18 protein-coding genes are annotated in these 20,456 nt (G+C 67.7%); 10 read left to right on the plus strand and 8 right to left on the minus strand.

The genetic code is table 11. The features are described 5' to 3' along the window. The first annotated feature begins 110 nt into the window (after nucleotides 1–110). From AC0IZJ_RS17430 to AC0IZJ_RS17475, 10 genes are all read left to right on the plus strand, one after another. Complete coding sequence (locus AC0IZJ_RS17430; RefSeq protein WP_471852275.1) at nucleotides 111–1,655, plus strand: sugar ABC transporter ATP-binding protein; 1,545 nt, start codon at nucleotides 111–113, stop codon at nucleotides 1,653–1,655. Next, nucleotides 1,652–4,564: a glycoside hydrolase family 31 protein gene (locus AC0IZJ_RS17435; protein WP_471852277.1), complete on the plus strand. Its 2,913-nt coding sequence runs from the start codon at nucleotides 1,652–1,654 to the stop codon at nucleotides 4,562–4,564. Before AC0IZJ_RS17430 ends, AC0IZJ_RS17435 begins: the two co-directional genes overlap by 4 nt. Then, nucleotides 4,561–5,568, plus strand: coding sequence for an ABC transporter permease (locus AC0IZJ_RS17440; protein WP_471852280.1), 1,008 nt, complete (start codon nucleotides 4,561–4,563; stop codon nucleotides 5,566–5,568). Before AC0IZJ_RS17435 ends, AC0IZJ_RS17440 begins: the two co-directional genes overlap by 4 nt. Next, the gene (gene yjfF / locus AC0IZJ_RS17445) at nucleotides 5,565–6,542 is read left to right on the plus strand and encodes a galactofuranose ABC transporter, permease protein YjfF (protein ID WP_471852282.1); all 978 of its coding nucleotides are present in this window, start codon (nucleotides 5,565–5,567) and stop codon (nucleotides 6,540–6,542) included. Before AC0IZJ_RS17440 ends, yjfF begins: the two co-directional genes overlap by 4 nt. Continuing rightward, the gene (locus AC0IZJ_RS17450) at nucleotides 6,542–7,507 is read left to right on the plus strand and encodes a glycoside hydrolase family 43 protein (protein ID WP_471852284.1); all 966 of its coding nucleotides are present in this window, start codon (nucleotides 6,542–6,544) and stop codon (nucleotides 7,505–7,507) included. Before yjfF ends, AC0IZJ_RS17450 begins: the two co-directional genes overlap by 1 nt. Nucleotides 7,508–7,653: 146 nt before the next feature. Beyond that, complete coding sequence (locus tag AC0IZJ_RS17455) at nucleotides 7,654–8,223, plus strand: PAS domain-containing protein (protein WP_471852286.1); 570 nt, start codon at nucleotides 7,654–7,656, stop codon at nucleotides 8,221–8,223. Between the two features lie 145 nt (nucleotides 8,224–8,368). Beyond that, on the plus strand, nucleotides 8,369–8,689 hold the full coding sequence (locus AC0IZJ_RS17460; RefSeq protein WP_471852289.1) for a YbjQ family protein: 321 nt from the start codon (nucleotides 8,369–8,371) through the stop codon (nucleotides 8,687–8,689). Between the two features lie 22 nt (nucleotides 8,690–8,711). After that, nucleotides 8,712–9,203, plus strand: a complete 492-nt coding sequence (locus AC0IZJ_RS17465; RefSeq protein ID WP_471852291.1) for a YbjQ family protein — start codon at nucleotides 8,712–8,714, stop codon at nucleotides 9,201–9,203. Between the two features lie 16 nt (nucleotides 9,204–9,219). Beyond that, nucleotides 9,220–10,104 (plus strand): M48 family metallopeptidase, encoded by an 885-nt coding sequence (locus AC0IZJ_RS17470; protein ID WP_471852293.1) that lies wholly within the window; start codon nucleotides 9,220–9,222, stop codon nucleotides 10,102–10,104. Nucleotides 10,105–10,244: 140 nt separating this feature from the next. Next, nucleotides 10,245–10,547 carry a hypothetical protein gene (locus AC0IZJ_RS17475; protein WP_471852295.1) on the plus strand — a complete coding sequence of 101 codons (303 nt, stop codon included), beginning with the start codon at nucleotides 10,245–10,247 and terminating at the stop codon, nucleotides 10,545–10,547. A gap of 354 nt (nucleotides 10,548–10,901) precedes the next feature. Here the strand turns inward: AC0IZJ_RS17475 and AC0IZJ_RS17480 are convergent, their stop codons facing one another. The 8 genes from AC0IZJ_RS17480 to AC0IZJ_RS17515 all read right to left on the minus strand — a co-directional run bounded on the left by AC0IZJ_RS17480 (nucleotide 10,902) and on the right by AC0IZJ_RS17515 (nucleotide 20,274). Further along, nucleotides 10,902–11,879: a LysR family transcriptional regulator gene (locus tag AC0IZJ_RS17480; protein WP_471852297.1), complete on the minus strand. Its 978-nt coding sequence runs from the start codon at nucleotides 11,877–11,879 to the stop codon at nucleotides 10,902–10,904. Nucleotides 11,880–12,049: 170 nt separating this feature from the next. Continuing rightward, entirely contained in the window at nucleotides 12,050–12,808 is a 759-nt protein-coding gene (locus AC0IZJ_RS17485; protein ID WP_471852299.1) for a FadR/GntR family transcriptional regulator, read from the minus strand. A 29-nt stretch (nucleotides 12,809–12,837) separates the two neighbouring features. After that, nucleotides 12,838–14,733, minus strand: a complete 1,896-nt coding sequence (locus AC0IZJ_RS17490; RefSeq protein ID WP_471852301.1) for a glycoside hydrolase family 97 protein — start codon at nucleotides 14,731–14,733, stop codon at nucleotides 12,838–12,840. Between the two features lies 1 nt (nucleotide 14,734). Next, on the minus strand, nucleotides 14,735–15,682 hold the full coding sequence (locus AC0IZJ_RS17495) for a glycoside hydrolase family 43 protein (protein ID WP_471852303.1): 948 nt from the start codon (nucleotides 15,680–15,682) through the stop codon (nucleotides 14,735–14,737). Next, entirely contained in the window at nucleotides 15,679–17,217 is a 1,539-nt protein-coding gene (gene arfA, locus AC0IZJ_RS17500) for an arabinosylfuranosidase ArfA (RefSeq protein WP_471852305.1), read from the minus strand. Before arfA ends, AC0IZJ_RS17495 begins: the two co-directional genes overlap by 4 nt. Next, nucleotides 17,214–18,548: an ABC transporter substrate-binding protein gene (locus AC0IZJ_RS17505; RefSeq protein ID WP_471852307.1), complete on the minus strand. Its 1,335-nt coding sequence runs from the start codon at nucleotides 18,546–18,548 to the stop codon at nucleotides 17,214–17,216. Before AC0IZJ_RS17505 ends, arfA begins: the two co-directional genes overlap by 4 nt. After that, the gene (locus AC0IZJ_RS17510) at nucleotides 18,545–19,381 is read right to left on the minus strand and encodes a carbohydrate ABC transporter permease (RefSeq protein WP_471852309.1); all 837 of its coding nucleotides are present in this window, start codon (nucleotides 19,379–19,381) and stop codon (nucleotides 18,545–18,547) included. Before AC0IZJ_RS17510 ends, AC0IZJ_RS17505 begins: the two co-directional genes overlap by 4 nt. Then, nucleotides 19,378–20,274 (minus strand): carbohydrate ABC transporter permease, encoded by an 897-nt coding sequence (locus AC0IZJ_RS17515; protein WP_471852311.1) that lies wholly within the window; start codon nucleotides 20,272–20,274, stop codon nucleotides 19,378–19,380. Before AC0IZJ_RS17515 ends, AC0IZJ_RS17510 begins: the two co-directional genes overlap by 4 nt. Nucleotides 20,275–20,456: the final 182 nt, after the last annotated feature.

Genomic DNA, 20,456 nt, shown 5'->3' on the forward strand with positions numbered 1-20,456 from the left:
CGGGGGGAGCTCTTTGGTTACTTTCTGGCGGACCAGAAAGTGACTCGCCCGCCGGGGCGAAATCCCGGCATGGGCCTAGGCATCGACCAGCCGTTGAACAGGCAACCGACATGAATTCCCAACCCGTCCTCGCCCTCTCCGGCATCCACAAATCCTTCCCCGGCGTCAAAGCCCTGACCGACGTCAGCCTGCGCCTCTACCCCGGCGAAGTCCACGCGCTGATGGGCCAGAACGGCGCAGGCAAGTCCACCCTCATCAAGGTGCTCACCGGCCTCTACACACCGGAAGCCGGCACCATCGTGCTGAACGGCGAAACCATCGCCCCCAGACGTACCGAAGACGCCCAGCAGCTCGGCATCCAGACCGTCTACCAGGAGGTCAACCTCTGCACCAATCTCAGCGTGGCGGAGAACATCTGCGCCGGCCGCTTCCCTCGTAAATGGGGACGCATCGACTGGCCCGCCGTCAACGCCGAAGCGAAACGCGTGCTCGCACAGATGGACCTCGACATCGACGTCACCGCGCCGCTGTCGCGCTATTCGCTGTCGGTGCAGCAGATGGTGGCCATCGCCCGCGCGCTGCGCGTGCAGGCGAAGGTGCTCATCCTGGACGAACCCACCTCCAGCCTGGATGACGCCGCCGTGCAGCGCCTGTTCACCGTGCTGAAGCGCCTGCGCGGCCAGGGCCTGGCCATCCTCTTCGTCACCCACTTCCTGGACCAGACCTACGCGCTGGCCGACCGCATCACCGTCATGCGCAACGGCGAGACCGAGGGCGAGTACCTGGCGAGCGACCTGAGCCGCCTGGCCCTCGTCAACAAGATGGTGGGTGCGCCGCCCGACCAGCAGCCCAGCCGCCTGGACAGCCGCGCTCCGAAAACCGGCACCCCTGTGTTGAAGGCGCAAGGGCTGGCCCGGCGCGGTGCGCTGCACCCGCTCGACCTGGAGCTCAGGCGCGGCGAAGTGCTGGGCCTGGCCGGCCTGCTCGGCTCCGGCCGCACCGAAGCCGCGCGCCTGCTGTTCGGCGCTGACACGGCCGACGCCGGCCATGTCGAGACCGGCGAGCACAGCGACCGCTGGCACTCGCCGCGCCAGGCCATCGCCGCCGGCATCGCCTTCTGCTCCGAAGACCGCAAGCATGAAGGCGCCATCCTCGACCTCTCGGTGCGCGACAACATCCTGCTCGCCCTGCAGGCCCGCCACGGCCTGCGCCTCGTCATGAACCGTGAGCAGCAGCAGGCCCTGGCGGACGACTACATCAAGCGCCTGGGCATCAAGACGCCGAACGCCGACACACCCATCGGCCAGCTCAGCGGCGGCAACCAGCAGAAGGCCTTGCTCGCCCGCTGGCTGGCAACCGAGCCGGCCGTGCTCATCCTCGACGAGCCCACGCGCGGCATCGATGTACGCGCCAAGGAAGACCTGATGGACGCCGTGCGCGCGCTCGCCCACAAGGAAGACGAGAACGGTCAGTTGGGCATGGCCATCCTCTTCATCTCGTCCGAACTGCCCGAGGTCCTGCATTGCAGCGACCGTGTCGTCGTGATGCGCGACCGCCGCGCCGCCGGGGAATACCGCCGCGGCGAGCTGGACGAACGCAGCGTGCTCGAAGTCATCGCCGCCGAGCCGGCGTCAGTCGAAGCGGCTGACGCATGACTGGGTTCGCCTCCCGCCTTCCCTTTAGCACGCTGCTGGCCGCGTGGCTGTTGTGCGCGGGCGCTGCTTCCGCCAGCACGGGCCTGGACGCCAACGGCCAGACGCTGCGCGAGCCGCTGCCCGCCGCCGCGCAGGGCTTCGCGTGGACGCGTCTCGATGCGGGCGTGCAACTTCAAATCGGCACCCTGACCCGCAACGTGTTGTTCTACGGCCCCGGTCTCGTGCGCGTGACCGCCCACCTCGGCCAGAGCCATGCGACGCAGCCGAGTCTGGTCGTCGTGGCCACTCCCCAGGCGGTGCCGTTCGAAGTGAAGGACGCTGCAGAAACGTTGGTGCTGACCAGCGCCACCCTGCGCGTCGACATCGACAAGCGCAGCGGCGCGGTGGCCTTCTACCGGCCCGATGGCAGCCTGTTCACGCGCGAGCAGGCGCCCGCCCAGCTCACGCCGGCAGAGTTCTCCGGCGCGCCGAGCTACGCGATGACGCAGGCCTTCAGCCTCACGGCCGACGAGTCGCTCTACGGCCTGGGCCAGTACAACGAGTCTTACATGGACTACCGCGGCCGTGACGTGCTGATGGTGCAGACCAATATCGGCATCGTGCTGCCCTTCATGGTCTCGACGCGCCGCTGGGGCGTGCTGTGGGACGTGTACTCCAAGATGCGTTTCACCGACGACGCGCAAGGCGCCCGCTTCTGGGCCGAGAGTGCGCCGGCCGGCGCCGACTACTACCTCGTGGCCGGCACGACGATGGACGACGTGATGGCGGGCTACCGCCAGCTGACCGGCGCGGCACCGATGTTCCCGAAGAGCGCCTTCGGCCTGTTCATGAGCAAGGAGCGCTACAAGACCCAGCAGCAGTTGCTCGGCGTCGCGCGCCGCTTCCGTGCCGAGCACTTCCCGCTCGACACCATCGTGCAGGACTGGCAGTACTGGGGCGGTGACAAGGACGGCACCTGGAGCGGCATGACCTGGAACGCCGAGCGCTTCCCCAATCCGCGCGGCATGGTCGACACGCTGCACCGCGAGCTGAACACCAAGCTGATGATCTCCATCTGGCCGTCGGTCGGTGACGACACCGCACTGGCCAAAGCGCTCGATGCCAAGGGGCTTCGCTTTGCGCCCAAGCACTGGATCTCGGGCAAGGCGCAGATCTACGACGCCTTCAGCTCCGAGGGCCGGGCCATCTATTTCAAGCACACCAAGAAGGGGTTGCTGGACATCGGCGTGGACGCGCTGTGGATGGACGGCACCGAGGTCGAGGTGGGCGGCGCCGCGCATGACGCCGGCGAGGTCGAGGCCGACATCAAGCGCCTGGGCCGCAATGCCATGGGTGATTTCACGCGCTACCTCAACGTCTACAGCCTGGTCACCACCCGCGGCGTCTACGAAGGCCAGCGGGCCAGCAGCAACAAGCGTGCGATGACGCTGACCCGCTCCGCCTGGGCCGGCCAGCAGCGCTACGCCGCGCTGCCGTGGTCGGGCGACACGACGGCCAGCTGGGCCACGCTGCGCGCACAGATCGCCGGCGGCCTGAACGTCGGCATGGCCGGCACGCCCTACTGGTCGCAGGACACCGGCGGCTTCTTCGTGCCCTACCCCGGCGGCGAGCGCAACCCCGCCTGGCGCGAGCTGTACGCGCGCTGGAACCAGTTCGGCATCTTCAACCCCATCTACCGCATCCACGGCACGGACGTCGAGCGCGAGCCCTATCTGTACAAGACGCTGGACCCGGCAGTCTATCGCTCGCTGCTGGGCGCCGCCCAGCTGCGCTACCGGCTGCTGCCCTATCTCTACGGCCTGGCCTGGCGCGCGCACGAGCAGGGCTACGTGATGATGCGCGGCCTGGCCATGGACTTCCCCGACGAGAAGCCGCTGCGCAAGGTGGACGACACCTACATGTTCGGCCCGGCCTTCCTCGTGCAGCCCGTCACCCGCTCCACGCTCTATGCCGAGGTGCCGCCCGCCGCCACCATTCCCGCCAGCGCGCTGCGCACGCCTGCCGGCGAACCGGGTCTGGAGCTGGCGTACTTTGCCGGCATGAATTTCGAGAAGCCGGCCAGCCGCACGGTGGACGGCCCCGTCGCCCACGACTGGCCGCCCGCGCCGCTCGGCAGCGTGCCGCCCGGCCTGCAAAGCCTCAACCAGTTCTCGGCACGATGGCAGGGCACGCTCCTCGCCCCCGAGGCCGGCGAGTACGAGATCGGCCTGGAAGGCGACGACGGCTTCCGGCTCTGGCTGGACGACAAGCTCGTCGTCGACGACTGGAAGAACGGCGCCGCGCGCTTCGAGGGCAAGCGCGTCATGCTGAACGCCGGCCAGGCCGTGAAGCTGCGTATCGAGTTCTACCAGGACGGCGGCGGCCGCAAGTTGCGGCTGGCCTGGCGCACGCCCGGCCAGCTGCGAGCGCTTGCCGACGAGCAGCGCCACATCGACAAGCGCCAAGCCACGCTGCTGCCCGCGGGTGCCGCGTGGTTCGATTTCTGGAGCGGCCGCCGCCACGCCGGCGGCGAGACGGTGGCCCGGGAGTACCCGCTGGACCAGTTCCCGCTGTTCGTGCGTGCCGGCAGCATCGTGCCCCTGGGCCCGGTCATCGAGCATGTCGGCCAGCAGCCGGGCGCGCCCTACGACATCCGCATCTACCCCGGCGCCGACGCGCAGTTCACGCTCTACGAAGACGATGGCGAGACCTACCGCTACGAGAGCGGCGAGCGCGCCACCGTCACGCTGCGTTGGGACGACGCCCGGCGGGTGCTGCACGTCGGCGCGCGGGAGGGCCGCTTCCCCGGCCTGGTTGCGCAACGTCGCCTCAATGTGACGCTGGTCGACGCCGCCGGCCGCAGCGCAAACAAGCCCCGCTCCGTCCTCTACCGTGGCGACGCGACGGCGCTGCATTTCACGACCCCATGAGTTCTCCCCCGCTAGCCATGTCTTCTCCGCACGCGCGCGCCGCCCTCTGGCGCCATCCGCTCTTCCGGCCTCTCGCCGCGCTCGCGCTGCTGCTCGCCGTCGCCGCCCTCTTCGTGCCGGGCTTCCTGCATCTGGAAATCAAGGACGGCCACCTCTACGGCAGCCTCATCGACATCCTGCACCGCGCCGCCCCGCTGATGCTCGCGGCGCTCGGCATGACGCTGGTGATCGCCACGCGCGGCATCGACGTGTCGGTGGGCGCCGTCGTCGCCATCGCCGGCACCGTCGCCTGCGTGCTGGTCGGCTCGCATGGTCTGGCCGTCGCCTTCATCGCCGCCTTGGGCGCCGCGCTGCTGTGCGGCCTGTGGAACGGTTTGCTCGTGTCGGCCCTTGGCCTGCAGCCCATCATCGCCACGCTGATCCTGATGGTCGCCGGCCGGGGCCTGGCGCAACTGCTGACCGACGGCCAGATCATCACCGTCTACGAACCCGCCAGCTTCTTCTGGCTGGGCGGCGGCTACCTGCTCGGCCTGCCGGTGTCACTGTTCGTCGTCGCCACCGTGGGCGGCCTCACGGCGCTGCTGATGAAGCGCACGGCGCTGGGCCTGTTCATCCAGACGGTCGGCATCAACCCCGTTGCCGCGCGCCTGGCCGGCGTGCGCACGGCGGCCATCGTCTTCTTCGTCTACGTGTATTGCAGCCTCGGCGCGGGCCTGGCCGGGCTGATGATCTCGTCCAACATCAAGAGCGCCGACGCCAACAACGCCGGCCTGCTGCTGGAGCTGGACGCCATCCTCGCCGTCACCCTCGGCGGCGGCCAGCTCAGCGGCGGCAAGTTCAGCCTCGCCGGCAGCCTCATCGGCGCGCTGATCATCCAGACGCTCACGTCCACCATCTACGCGATGGGCGTGCCGCCGCAGGTCACCATGGTTGTCAAGGCCGTCGTCGTGTTCGCGGTCTGCATCTCGCAGTCGTCTGCGTGGTCCACCTGGAGGAAGGCATGAAAGCCTTGAGATCGGCCATGGCCGCCCCCTCGTTCACCAGCTGGGTCAGCGTCGTGCTGATGGCCGTGCTCTTCATTGCCGGCGCGGCCAACTACACGGGCTTTGCCTCCACGCAGGTCGTGTCCAACCTGCTCATCGACAACGCCTTCCTGCTCGTCATCGCGGTCGGCATGAGCTTCGTCATCCTGTCCGGCGGCATCGACCTGTCGGTGGGCTCGGTGCTGGCGCTCACCACCATGGTCGCCGCCTGGCTGCTGCAGGTCGCGCAGTGGCCGGCGGAGCTGGTCATCCTCGTGGCGCTGCTCGGCGGCACGGTCTTCGGCGCGCTGCAGGGGGTGGTCATCCACGTCTTCAAGCTGCAGCCCTTCATCGTCACGCTGGCCGGCATGTTCCTGGCGCGCGGCCTGTGCTTCCTGATCAGCGTGGACAGCATCACCATCGACGCACCCCTCTTCGTCACGCTGTCGCAGACGCAGATCCCGCTGTTCGCAGGCGCCTTCCTGTCGCCCGGTGCCGTCATCGCGCTGGCCATGCTGGGCATGGGCCTGTGGGTGGCGCACTGCACCGCCTTCGGCCGCACCGTCTACGCGCTGGGCGGCAGCGAGCAGTCGGCGCTGATGATGGGCTTGCCCGTCGGCCGCACCAAGATCGCCGTCTATGGCCTCAGTGGCTTCTGCGCATCGCTGGCCGGCCTGCTGTTCGCGTTCTACATGCTCAGCGGCTATGGCCAGCACGCGCAGGGCGTGGAGCTGGACGCGATTGCGGCGGTCGTCATTGGCGGCACCGTGCTGACGGGTGGTTATGGCTATGTGGCCGGCGCGCTGTCCGGCGTGCTGGTGCTCGGCCTGATCCAGACGCTGATCGCCTTCGACGGCACGCTCAGCTCCTGGTGGACCAAGATCGTCATCGGCGCGCTGTTGTTCGTGTTCTGCGCCGTGCAACGCCTCTTGTCTCTCAAGAAAGTCCAGGCCTGATGATCAAGCAGATCCTGCTGGCCGCCGCCCTGGCGTGCGGCGCGGCCCATGCCGCCACCAACCCGCTGTTCGCGCCGTTCTACACGGCCGACCCCGCCGTGCTGGTCGACGGTGGCCGCGTCTACCTCTTCGCCGGCCGCGACGAGGCCCTGCCCGCAGGCAAGGACTTCGTCATGCACGAGTGGCGCGTGTTCTCGACCTGCGACATGGCGAACTGGAAGGACGAAGGGGTGCCGCTGAAGGCCCGGACTTTCACCTGGGCCAAGGGCCGCGCCTGGGCATCGGACATCGTCAAGCGCGACGGCCGGTACTGGTTCTATTCGACGGTCGAGCACGCGACTGTGCCGGGCTTCGCGGTCGGTGTGGCGGTGTCGGATTCACCCACCGGCCCCTTCGTCGATGCGCGCGGCTCCGCGCTCATCACCAACGACATGACCAAGCAGACCGACATCGCCTGGGACGACATCGACCCGACCGTGTTCGTCGACGACGACGGCCAGGCGTGGCTGTACTGGGGCAACACGGTGCTGAAGTACGCCAGGCTCAAGGCCAACATGACCGAGCTGGACGGGCCCATCCAGGTGCTGCCGGTGAAGGACTTCGTCGAGGCACCCTATCTGCACAAGCGCAAGGTCGACGGCAAGAGCACCTACTACCTCAGCTACTCGGAGTTCTTCCCCGAGCAGACGGCCTATCTGACCGGGCCCTCGCCCACCGGCCCGTGGACGCCGCGCGGCGTCATCATGGCCAAGAACCTGAAGACGCCCACCATCCACCAGGCCATCTTCGACTTCAACGGCAAGAGCTACATCGCGTATCACAACGCGGAGCTGCCGGGCGGCGGGGAGTACCGGCGGTCGGTGGCCATCGAGGAGTTTCAGTACCGGGCCGACGGGACGATTCCGTTCATCGAGCAGACAAAGACAGGGCCGAAGGCGAATCCCTCGGTCGGCTGCAAGCCCTGATCGGCGGGCGGGCCTTCGGCCCCAAGCTTCAAGATCCGCTGCTCCGTGGTGGAGTGCACCTCGCGGGTGCCGGCAGGCTGGTGCGATGTGGGCTTGCGCGGGATCGGGCCATGACAATCCCGCTCATGGACACGAAGGAACAGGCCTTGCGCCTGCAAGAGGCCGTCGACGCGGGTGAGCTGGGTCTTTGGGATCTTCGCCCCGAACTGGAGACGGTCCAGTATTCGCCGCAGTGGAAAGTGCGGCTCGGCTTTCCCGATCCTCACAGCCCCGACAGCACGCACTTCTGGCGCTGCCGCGTGCATCCCGCCGATCTGGAAGGCATGCTGACGGTCATGCGCGCGCACATGCGTGGCGCCGAACCCACTTATGAGTGCACGTTCCGGCTGCGCAGCAACGGCTCGGGCTATCGGCAGGTGCAGTCCCGTGGGCGCGTCATCGAGCGCGCCGCCGACGGTCGTGCAATCCGCATGGTCGGCACGATGGTCGACCTGACACCGCGCCCTTGCACACCGCAGGGCGGCTTGCCGGATGGCCCGCGCGGCCCCATGGCTGGCGCATCGCTGGGGCTGCCGTTTCATGTGCTGCTGGGCGTGCAGCAACCTGGCGCTGCCTCGGCTGCGGCGACCGCGGCCGAGCGCAAGCGGGTGCTCGATCTGGTGGACGATGTGGTGCGCGCGACCTTGGCGCAGCTGCAGGACTTGCGCGCTGCCTAGCTGCGCACATTGATGGCCATCTTCCGTGCGCGCAGAAGGCGCCGCGGGAGGGGGGCGGAAGGGGAATCCTTCCATGGGCGGTGGACTTGAGCTCGCGCTGCGTCGTGCATCATCGCGGCCTCAAATGTCAAGGGAGCCCGCCACCATGCTCATCAGCAACCTCGAAACCGCCCCTGGCCACCGCATCACCGCGCACCTGGGCATCGTGCAAGGCAGCACCGTGCGCGCCAAGCATGTCGGCAAGGACTTCCTCTCGGGGCTGAAGAACATCGTCGGCGGCGAACTCAAGGCGTACACGGACCTGATGCAGGAGGCGCGTGCAGAAGCGGTTGAGCGCATGACGGCGGAGGCCCGTGCCGTGGGCGCGAATGCGGTGCTGAACGTGCGCTTCGTCACCACCAGCATCACCATGGGCGCGGCCGAGATCCTGGCCTATGGCTCGGCGGTGACGGTGGAGCTGGCCTGACGGTCGCGGCGCACTGATCATCATGACGAACTTCTTGTTCGAGACCGTCAACCTGTGGCTGCCGTTGGGCCTGCTGCTGCTGGGCTATGGCGTCGGTCGCTGGTTGGAGCGCCGCCATTACCAAAGCATCCGTGAGCGTGAGCAGGCGCTGCGCGGGGTGGTGGCGCTGAGTACGCGCTATGTGCCCGAGGGCGTGGTGGCCGGCTCGGCGCAACTGGTCACGGGTGGCGTGGTCATCTCGTCGGACTATTTCAAGACCTTCGTGGCCGGCTTCCGCTCTTTCTTCGGTGGGCGATTTCGGGGCTACGAGACGCTGCTGGAGCGGGCGCGCCGCGAGGCGCTGCTGCGCCTGAAAGCCCAGGCACAGGCGGCCGGCAGCACGCTCGTCATCGGCGTGCGCTTCCAGAGCACCACCATCGCCGGCTCCTCTACGCCTTCCGTGGAAATCATGGCGTTCGGCACAGCGCTGATCGAGGCTCAGCCCGTGGTGATATCGCCCACGCCGGCTTTGTGACCACGCACGCGCCTGCATGACTCCGCCGCGCCTGGAAAACCGGCTGCCGCCGGAGGACCTGCTGGAGCGCGACGACCACCCGCTGCGCGAGCTGGCCTGGCTGGCGGCCGCCAGCCTCGCGGCGCTGGCCTTGCTGGTGCTCGTGGCGGGTGTGTCTGCCCGCTGGCTTGCACCCAGGCTGCCTTTCAAGTACGAAGTCGCCCTGGCCGAGCGGGTGTTCGACGATGAACAGAAAGATCTGACCTCTGCTGCGGGAGCCGCATCGCGCGAGCGTCGGGCCGCATTGCAGGCGCTCGCCGACCGGGTGTCGGCAGTGATGGCGCTGCCGCCCGGCATGACGGTGGTGGTCAGCGACGACGCCTCTGACCTTGTCAACGCCTATGCAACGGTGGGCGGCCGCATCCGCGTGTTCCACGGGCTGCTGCGCAAGCTCGACAGCGAGCAGGCCCTGGCAGCGCTGCTCGCCCACGAGATCGCCCACGTCAAGCACCGGCACGTGGCCGCGAACATGGGGCACGGCCTGGCGGTGTCGCTGGTGCTCATGGTGGTGACGCCCGAAGGCGGCGCGCAGGCCGCGCAAAGTCTGCTGGGCGGTGCCGCGCAGTTGGCGCTGCTGGGCTATTCACGCGACGCCGAGCGGCAGGCCGATGCCGAGGCGCTGGCCGCCAGCCTCGCGCTTTACGGCCATGCGGGCGGCCTGGTCACGCTGTTCAAGGTGATGCCGCAGGCTGACGATGCGCCGGCGGGGACGGCTTGGTTGCAGAGCCATCCGGACACGGTCGAGCGGCTGGCTGGGCTGAAGGCGGAGGCGGCTGCGAAGGGGGCGGCGATGGTGGGGGCGGCAACGCCACTTCCAGGGGTGTTGAAGGCGTTGCCGGCGGCTACGGCGGGCAAGCCCTGACTCGTTGTTCGCTTGGTTTTGCGTAGAGCGTGTCCGCTCGGTGCATTGCTGGGACGGATTCCCGGCAATGCACCGAGCGAGCACTGCTGTCCGCCAAAGCATCCAGAGCAGCGCCCGAAGGCGCACTACGCTTCCACCCCATGCACCACTTCACCTTCGACCTCACCGACAGCTCCGACGGCATCTTCACGCTGGAAGCCATGGCTTCCACGCGTGAGGAGGAGCATGCGGCTGTGATGGCCGAGGTGGAACAGGTGCTGGCCTGGGCCCACGCCGAGTTCGGTGGCCGGCAGGGACCGGTCGAGGACGGCAACGCCTGGGACCACGAGCTGCTGGTGCAGCACGAGGCAGGCGGCTGGGTCACGGTGACGCTGACGTTCAGCGCGTCGGCTGAGTTCGCTGAGGCGTTTCAGGCCAGGTTCGCCGAACCCGACGAAGACTGAGCCAACGCCCAGCCGTCCCAACACATAACAGTCGCGCCGCCCGCGCGGCGCTGCATTGGCTTCCTGATAAGCCCGGCGTGCAGCCGGCGTTAACGGGCGTGCAGAAGCGATGGATGGTGCTCGTCACAGGGACAGCAGCGAGAGCGAAGCGGGTCGCATCTGGGCGCAATGCCGCCGCTTGTTTTCGCGCGCCGCTCATGGCGGCGCCGCGATGGTGTGCGGTTCAGGGCCTTTTCTTTGGTGACTTTCTTCTGGCCCCGCAGAAGAAAGTTACCCGGCCGCCGGGACGGACTCCCGGCAATGCAACGAGCACGCGCGCGCTCCGCATAGACAACCTAACCACCCAACCCAACGTCAGTACAGATCCCGCGCAGCCAGTCGAACTTCATGCAGCAGCTGCCTCGCCCCCGGCGACATCAGATGCCCCTCCCGCGTGATGATCCCGAACGCATCCATGTGGCAGGGCAGCTCGATGGGCAAGATGGCCAGCACATTCAGCGACGCGTAATAACGTGCCACTTCGACGGGCATCACGTGCAGTGAATCCGTCTGCTGCAACAAGGCCGTGATCAACAGCAAGGCCGTCGTGTCGACGTTGTTCGCCGGTGGCTCCAGCTCGGCGCGGCGGAACATCAGTTCCCAGCGGTGGCGCAGCACGCTGCCCTGGGGCGGCAGTATCCAGGGCTGGTTGGCGAGGTCGGCGAGCTTCAGGTTGTCCGCCTTCAGCAGCGGGTGCCCCACGCGTGCAACGGCGCAGGCGGGCTCGACCGTCAGCTCCTCGTAATGCATGCCGGCAGCGCCTTCGTCCTCGATGATCCGGCCGATCATGAAGTCGAGCTTGCCCCGGCGCAGCATGTCCAGCAGGGCCTTGCTGCTCTCCATGTGCACGCCGATGCGCAGGCGGGGCGCCTGCAGCTTGATGCGCGAGATGGCGCGCGGCAGCAGGCCCATGGCAGGGGTCATGATGACGCCCACCTCCACCTGGCCGGAGAGACCGTGCTTGAGCGCGACGATGTCGTCGTGTGCAGCCGACAAAGACGTTAGCGCCATGCGCGCGTGGCGGATCATGGTCTCGCCGTAGAGCGTGGGCTCCATGCCGCGCGGGTGGCGCTCGAAGAGCTTCACGTCCAGCATGTCCTCCAGGTCCTTGAGCTGCTTGGAGGCAGCCGGCTGGGTCATGCAGAGGACTTCGGCGGCGCGGTGGATGTTGCGCTCGTCGTCCAGCGCGATCAGCAACAGCAGCTGGCGCGTTTTCAGGCGCGCGCGCAGGAACCAGTTCGGGTTGGGGCTGGCGTCGGTCAGGCCGCCGTCGTCGTCGCTATCGCGGGCCATGTCAGTTATCCATGCCGCACTCGCGGCGGCCGTAGTGCATTGCTTCGGGCCGAGCGCCGGGCCGCTCCCAAGCCGGCCCGTCATGGCGATGTGCTTGCCGCTCAATCCGGCAAGCATCGCCGTCCACTTGGGGGACCGGCCAAGGTAAGCCTTGGACGAGGGGCTTCATTTCACGCAAGGTTCACTCTGCCGTCGTTGGCCAGCACGCTGTTGATGTCGTCGCCGGTTTCATCCAGCTGCACCAGCGTCGCCTGGCGGGCGCCGAGCGGGTCGCGGGCCTGCAGGGCCGTCAGGATGGCCTTGTGGCGCGGCAGCGAGAGCTCGTGCGTGTTGGGCAGCTGGCTGGACAGCGTGATGGATTCGCGCAGGGCCAGCGACAGCATGTTGCCGATGTAGGCCAGCAGGTCGTTGCCGGTGGCCTCGGCGATGCGGCGGTGGAAGGCGAGGTCGGGTTCCAGCAGCTCTTCGGTCGTGCGCGCTGCGGCCATGCCGTCGTAGGCCTTGGCGATGGATGCGAGCTGCTCATCCGTGGCGGCGCGTGCCGCCAGTGCGGCGGCGGCGGGCTCGAAGATCTGGCGCACTTCGAGCAACGTCTGCACGAAGTCGCGTTGCGGGCGGGCCTGGATGAGCCAGTACAGCACGTCCGGGTCCAGCAGATGCCACTCGTTGCGCGGCCGCACGATGGCGCCGGCACGCTGGCGCGACACCACCAGGCCCTTGGCGACCAGCACACGCACGGCCTCGCGCAGCACCGGGCGGCTGATCTCGTAGCGCTCCAGCAGCAGCGCCTCGGCCGGCAGCTTGTCGCCGGGCTGCAGCTCGCCGCCGACGATGGACAGGCCCAGCTCGCTGACGATGCGGCCGTGCTGGCTCTTGCCCTTGCCTTCGGTCTGGGCGCTGTAGGTGGAGTGGTCCGCTCGGGTTCGCATGGGCGCCAGGCTGGTCAGTAGGGCCTTCATTATCGAAAGCGCGCGACGAAGCCGCCCTTGGGCGCCAGCGTCAGCTTGGCCGCCGGGGCAGCGAGCTTGCCTTCAGCGAACTCGCGCTCGCCGGCGCCGTCAGTGATGAGCTGGCCTTCGCGCCCGCCCAGCCAGCCGAGGTCGAGCTGCACGTCGCGCGGCTGCTCGTCGGCGTTGAAGCCGGCGACATACCACTGCGTGCCGGCGCGGCGCGCGATCACCGCGAACTTGCCGGGCTCGCCGTCCAGGAAGCGCACCTCGTCCCAGTGGCGCGGCAGCTCGCGCAGGAAGCCCTTCACATAGGCCGGCACGGTGGCCATGCCGTCGGGCGTTTCGGCGTAGTGCTGGATGCCGGACAGGAACAGCACGCTCTGCGCCAGCTCGAAGCCGTTGCGCGTGGCGCGCTTGATCTTCGGGATGTCGCCGAACACCATGGGCGTGAAGTCCATGGGGTCGAACAGGTTGCGTGTGAACGGCAGCATGGCCGAATGTCGGGCCACCGGGTCCTGGTCCTTCTGGTCGAAGGTGGCGAACTCGAAGCCCTTCACCGCCTCCACCGTCATGAGGTTGGGATAGGTGCGGCCCCACCCGCGCGGCAGCGTCGCGCCGTGGAAGTTCATCAGGAAGCCGGCTTGCGCGCTTTCCTTCAGCAGGTCGACGTAATAGGCAATCATGGAGGCACCGTCGCCGCCGAAGAAGTCGACTTTCAGGCCCTTCACGCCAATGGCCTTCATCCGCGCGAACTCCTTGGCGCGGGCGGCCTTGGTGAGCAGCGCGCTCTTGGGGCTCATGTCGGTGTCGTTCCAGGCGCCCGAGGAGTTGTACCAAGCGAGGATGCTGATGTTTTTCGTCTTCGCGTAGTCGGCCAATTCCTTCATCTTGGCGTCGCCGATCTTGCGGTCCCAGTAGGCATCCACCAGCGTGTAGTTCCAGCCCATGTCGGCGGCGTAATCGACGAAGCGCTTCTGCACGTCGAAGACGGTGGCGTCGTCCTTCAGGATGGCCCAGCTCCAGGACGCGTGGCCGGGCTGGACCTTCTTCTTGTCGAAGGCGACGGCGGGCGCTGCGAGGTCGGTGCCCAGCGTGGACTCCATGACGGTCTTCAGCGGGCCGATGGCCAACACGCGCCAGGGCGTTGTCAGCGGCCCGTTCACGTCAGCCAGCAGATGACCGCCGGTAAAGACCTCGCTGGGCTCCGGAAGGCCGATGCGGTAAGTGCCGCCGGTGACGTCGCTGCCCAGGCGAGAGGCGTGGAAGCGGCCGTCCATGCCCGCCTCGGTCAGTGCCACCCAGTTGGCGCCCGAGCGGAACAGCGCGGGGAACACCCAGCCCGCAGGCGAAGGCGCCGCCGTGCCGACAGGGATGTCGGCCTGGTAGTGCTCTTCATAGGACGGGTTGGTGCGCGCATAGCCCGTCTTGGCGACCGACATGGGTTGCAGCCAGGCGCGAGCTTCCGGCGCGAAGGCGAAGCTGGTCAGCTCGTCCTTGAATTGCTTGCGACCCGCGCCGTCCACCGTGTAGCGCAGTGCCAGGCCGTCGTTGGAGGCGCGCAGCGTCAGCACGAACTTCTGGCCGGCGGCGTTGGCGACGGTGAAGCGTTGCTCGTTGGCGCGGTAGTCGATGCGGCTCTTCTTGCCGGCGGCGAGCGTGTACTGCTCGCGGTGGGCCTTGACCGGCGACGTGGCGACGAGCTTGAGCCCGTTGGCGAAGTCGCCCTGCTCCAGCACCAGGCCCAGGCGCGAGGCCAGCAGCACCGGCTGGCCGGCGCGTTGCACGGTGTAGACGAGTTGCTGTTCGGCATTGACCGACACGTCCACCTGGAGCTGGCCGTCGGGGCTGTTCAGTGCCTGGGCGAGCGCGGGCACGGCGAGCAGGAATGAAGCGATGAGGCGCATGTCAGTCTCCAAGGGAATAGGGGCCGTCGGCGACCGGCGTGCCGAAGTCGGGGAAGCCGTCGTCGCGCCAGCCGAAGGCCTGCACGCGCGCGTGGCGGTTGGGGTCGTTGAGCGGGTCGCCAACGATGTCGCGGTAGCTGCGGGCGTGATAGACGAGCAGGTCCGTCTTGCCGTCGGGCGTCGTCGTGAAGCTGTTGTGGCCGGGGCCGAACTGGCTGACGGCTTCATGCGTGCAGAACACCGGTGTGGGCGACTTGTGCCAGCTCGATGGGTCGAGCAGGTCGGCGTTCTCGTCCGCCCACAGCAGGCCCATGCAGTAGTTGGCGTCGGTCGCGGCGGCCGAGTAGGCGATGAAGACGCGGCCGTGGCGCTTCAGCAGCGCGGGGCCTTCGTTGACGCAAAAGCCGATGCGTTCCCAGGCCAGCTCGGGCCGCGTGATGACGACCGGCTCGGTCTTCAGCGTCCACGGCTTGGCCAGCTCGGCGATGTAGAGATTGCTTTCGGTCGGCGGGCTCTTCTGCGCCCAGCAGAGGTAGCGGCGGCCGTTGTGCTCGAAGGGCGTCGCGTCCAGCGAGAAGCCTTCCTCGGGCGTGGCGATCTGGCCGCGCTCCACCCACGTGTCGCGCATGGGGTCTGCGCCTTCGCATTCGAGGACGTACATGCGCAGTTTCCAGATGTCGTCACGCTCAGCAGCGGCGAAGTAGACGAACCAGCGGCCGTCGATGCGGTGCAGCTCCGGCGCCCAGACGTGAAAGCTCATCGGGCCGCTCGCGTGGGCGCGCCAGATCACCTGGGTGGGTGCCGTCGACAGGCCGGCGATGCTGTCGGCGCTGCGGATCTCGATGGCGTCGTAGCTCGGCACCGACGCGGTGAACCAGTAGCGGCCGTCGACCAGGCTCAGGTGGGGGTCGGCGCGCTGCTCGACGAGGGGGTTGTGCCAGGCGTTCATGGGCGAAGGGATCGGGTGACGATGACGTTCCAGGAGGCGGGCTTGAGCACCACGCGCAGCTGCTCGCCATCGATCAGGACGCCCGGCAGCGGCTCGGGCGCGATGCGGGCGGGCGCATCGGCGGTGTTGCTGGCGTGCAGGTCGGCGCAGTCGAGCTGCTCGGCCTGCACGAGCCAGCGTTCGACGCCGAGGCCGCGCAGCGTGATGGACAGGTCCATCGCGTCCGTCAGGCTGCGGTTGAGCAGGAAGACGGCCGTCTGGCCGGTGGACATGTCATCGACGACGCTGGCGCACAGATAGGGCAGCTCGCCGTGCCGGGCATTGGCATAACCAGGCGACCGGATGACAGGCCGCAGCACCTGGCCCCGCGCCCAGCGCGCCGCCTGCGCGAACGGGTGAAAAATCGTCTGCCGCCACGCCGGCCCGCCCGGCTCGGTCATGATGGGCGCGATGACGTTGCACAGCTGCGCCATGCAGGCCACCTTGAGGCGGTCGGCGTGGTTCATCATCATCGTCAGCATGCCGCCGATCAGCAGCGCGTCCTCAGCGGTGTAGATCTCCTCCAGCAGCCGCGGCGCTTCCGGCCAGCCGGCCTGCCGCAGGTGCTCGCCGTGACGGGCGCGGTACCAGACGTTCCACTCGTCGAAGGACAGCATCAGCCGCTTGCTCGACCGCTTGCGCGCGGCCACGGAGTCGGCGATGGCGACGGTGTCGTCGATGTAGCGCGCATTCGTCTCGATCTGCGCGAGAAAGGTCTCGGTGCTCATGTCCGAACCCAGCGCGATGGGCGGCTTGACGAAGTAGCTGTGCAGCGAGATGTAGTCGACGAACTCGTAGCAGTGGTCGAGCACGCGGTCTTCCCAGATGCCGTAGGTCGGCATGTCGTGGGCCGACGAGCCGCACACGAACAGCTCGATGGACGGGTCCACCCAGCGCATGACCTTGGCCGTCTCCTTGGCAATCCGGCCGTACTCGTCCGGCGTCTTCTGGCAGATCTGCCAGGGGCCATCCATTTCGTTGCCCAGGCACCAGGACTTGATGCCAAAGGGCACGTCCGCGCCGTTGGCGCGTCGCTGTTCGGACAGCGCCGTGCCGCCGGGGACGTTGCAGTACTCGACGTAGCGCCGCGCCTCGTCCGGCCCGCGCGTGCCCAGGTTGACGCCGAACATCGGCTCGATACCGACCTTGCGGCACCAGGCCATGAACTCATGCGTGCCGACCTGGTTGGTCTCGGTCGAAAACCAGGCCAGGTCCAGCCGGCGCGGGCGCTCAGCCCGAGGGCCGACGCCGTCTTCCCAGTTGTAGCCCGACATGAAGTTGCCGCCGGGGTAGCGCACGAGGGTGGCGCCCAGCTCCTTGGTCAGCTCGGCGACGTCGTTGCGGAAGCCGTCTTCGTCGGCGGTCGGATGCGTCGGCTCGTAAAGCCCCGAGTAGACGCAGCGCCCGAGGTGCTCGACGAACACGCCGAACAGGCGGCGGTCCAGCGGCGCGAGGTCGAAATCGCGGTCGACGGTGAGGGAGGCTTGGAAGGTCATCGACGGGCTTTCTGCAATGCCTTGTTGACGCGCTTTTCCACGCTGGCCTGCACGTCCGCGATGGGCTTGCCGGACATCAGCAAGTTCGCCACGTCCTCGCCGATCAGCAGCTCGATATTGCGTTGCGTGGGCACGTTGCCCGGCATGGAGGCACCCGTGTGCGTGATCTCGGCCAGCGACTCGCGCTGCGGCAGCGCGCGGAAGGCCTCGCTCTGCGCCACCGTCTTGCTGACCGGCAGATGGCCGGTGCGCGACCACTCGGCGCTGTGGTCCCAGACGAACTTCAGGAACTTCACGGCCGCCTCGTGACCCTTGGCGTCGGTCGTGCCACCCTTGAACAGCGCCCACGAATGGCCGTCGGCGAACACGGCGGGCTTGTCGTAGAGCTGCGCAAACGGGCGCACCGCGTAGCCGCCCTGTAGCGGCGAGTCGGCCTTCTTGGACTCACGCAGGAACTGGTCGATGGTCCAGGTGCCGACGACGACGACGCCCGCCTCGCCGTTCAGGAAGGCCTGGTTGGCGGCAGCGTAGTCAAGGTTGGGCCGCACATGGCCCTCCTTGTAGAGCGTCTGCATCAGCGTCAGCGCCTTCGTCACGGCGGGCTGCTGCATGTGGATGCTCTTGCCGTCGGCCGCGAACAGCGCCGCGCCCTGCTGCGCCACGAGCGACTGGAAGGTGCGGTTGTTCGCCGCCGTCTCATTGGCCACGGCCCAGGCGAAGAAGGGCTTGCCGGTCTTCTGCTTGAACTGGCGCGCCTGCGCCAGCAGTTCGTCGGGCGAGCGGGGCAGCACCGGTTCGCCGTTGGCGCTCGTCAGCCCGGCCTGCTTCATCAACTTGGTGTTGATGTGCCACAGCCAAGCCCAGGTGTCGAAGGGCAGCGCGTAGGTCTGGCCATTGAACGTGGTGCCCTTGCGCGCGTGCTCGGTGAAGTCGTCCACCGGCACGCCAGCGCGTTTGAAGTCATCGTCCAGCGGCAGCACCAGCTTGCGGCGAACGTAGTCGCCGAGCGCCGATTCGTGCATGACGGCGATGGCCGGGATGTCCTTGGAGACGAGGCGAGCGGTGAGCTGGTCGTAGTACGGCCCCCACTCGCCGATCTGCGTGCGCACGACGATGCCGTCGGTGTTCGTTGCGTTGAACTCGTTGACCAGCGCCGTGACGATGCCGCACTCGCCGACGCCCTCGGCCGTCTTCTGGACCTGGCCGTACTGCGACTCGCAGCTGCCGAAGAAGCGCATCAACGTGATCTCGGTCTTGCCGGCCTCCGGCGTGCGGGCACCGCAGGCTGCGAGCAGCGCGATGCTGACAAGAAGAGCTGCGCGCTTCATCATGACTTGCCGGTCCCGGCGACCGCAGTGACAAGGTGGCGTTGGAAGAACAGATACAGCATCAGCGCGGGCACGCCGGCGAACACCGCCTGCGCCATCAGAAAGCCCAGCCCTTCCGACTGAGCGAAGTTGGTCTGCGTGGAGGCCAGCCCGCGCGTCAGCGTGTACATGTCGGGCTGCGTCGCGATGACGAGCGGCCACAGGTAGTCGTTCCAGCAGGCCAGGAAGGTGAAGATGCCTAACGTCGCCTGTGCAGGCAATGTCAGCGGCAGGATGATCGTCAGGAAGGTCTTGAATCGCGACGCGTTGTCCAGCATCGCGGCCTCTTCCAGCTCTGCGGGGATGGCCTTGAAGTACTGCGTCATCAGGTAGACGCCAAAGGGCGCGGCCAGCCCGGGCAATGCCAGGCCGGCGATGGTGTTCTGCAGGTTCCACTCCGAGAACAGCCGGTGCAGCGGGATGAAGACGGATTGCGCAGGCACGGCCAGGCCGAACATGACGAGAGCGAACAGCCACTTGCGGCCCGGGAACTCGCAGCGCGCGAAGCCGTAGCCCGCCAGCGACGACAGCACGAGCACGCCGACCGTCTGCAGCAGGGCGACCAGCGCGCTGTTGCCCAGCCAGCGGAACACCTGCGACGTCTGCAGAATGTCCAGGTAGTTGGCCAGCGTGTAGGGCGGCGCCAGGAACACGTCGGTGTGCCGCAGCAGGAACTCGTTGGGCTTGAAGGACAGCGCCAGCACCCACAGCAGCGGTGCCATCCAGGCCAGGGCCAGCAGCGTGAGCGCGGCCATGACGAAGCGGTCGAACCAACCGCGTCTGAGCAGCGGGTTCATCGCTTGGCTCCCTTGCCGTCACGTTCCAGCCAGAGCTGGGTGGAGACACCGATGAGCATGATCGCCAGCAGCACTTGCGAGGTGGCCGTGGCATAGCCCAGCGACAGCTGCATGAAGGCCTGCTCGTAGGTGAACTGGACGATGGACCGCGTGGTGTTGTTGGGCCCGCCGTTGGTCATCAGCATGATCTGCGGAAAGACCTGGAACTGGCGGATGACCTCGATGAGCGCCACCAGCACGATGGCGCGTTTCAGACTGGGCAGCGTGATGTGCGTCAGCACGCGCCAGCGCGAGGTGTTGTCCAGGGCTGCGGCTTCGTAGATGTCCGACGGGATCTGCTGCAGCGCCGACAGGAACAGGATCATCGGTAGGCCGATGATCCACCAGACGGTGACGAGGGCGATGGTGAGCAGCGCGAGGTGGTCGCTGGTCAGCAGTGGCAGCTCGGGGAGGCCCATCGCTGTGAAGGCCTGGGCGATGAGACCGCGCTCGGGCATCAACGCGAGCTTCCAGACCAGCGTGATGAGCGTGACCGAGAACACCGACGCGCAGAAGAAGGTGGCGCGCAGAAAGGTGGCCAGGCGGCCGGGTCGGTTGAGCGCGATGGCCAGCATCAGCGACAGGATGACAAAGATGGGGGTGCTGATCGCGACGAAACGGATGGTGTTCCAGACGACCTGGTGGAAGACCTCGTCTGCCCAGAGTTCCTTGTAGTTGCCCAAGCCGACCCAGAAGCTGTCGTCGGAGAGCAGGTCGTGGTCGTGGAAGCTCGTCCAGATGCCCTTGGCCAGGGGCCAGAGCAGCATCAATGCGTAGAGGGAGACGAAGGGGAGGACGAAGAGGGCGTAGTGGGGGCGGGAGGCGCGGAGGCCGACATCGGAGGTAGCGCTCATGCCGAGACCTCCAGCAGCGCATGAGACTGTTGCCGGGATTTAGCGAAACCTTCGGTTTTCGCCCCGGCGGGCGACCTACTTTCTGGGCCGCCAGAAAGTAGGCAAAGAGCTCCCCCCGACCGCCCCGCCCTGCGCTGCGCTTCGGGTTCCCTGCGGTACTCAAGCCTTGAGGCCCCGCCCGG

It is taken from the genome of Roseateles sp. AC306, assembly GCF_979253795.1.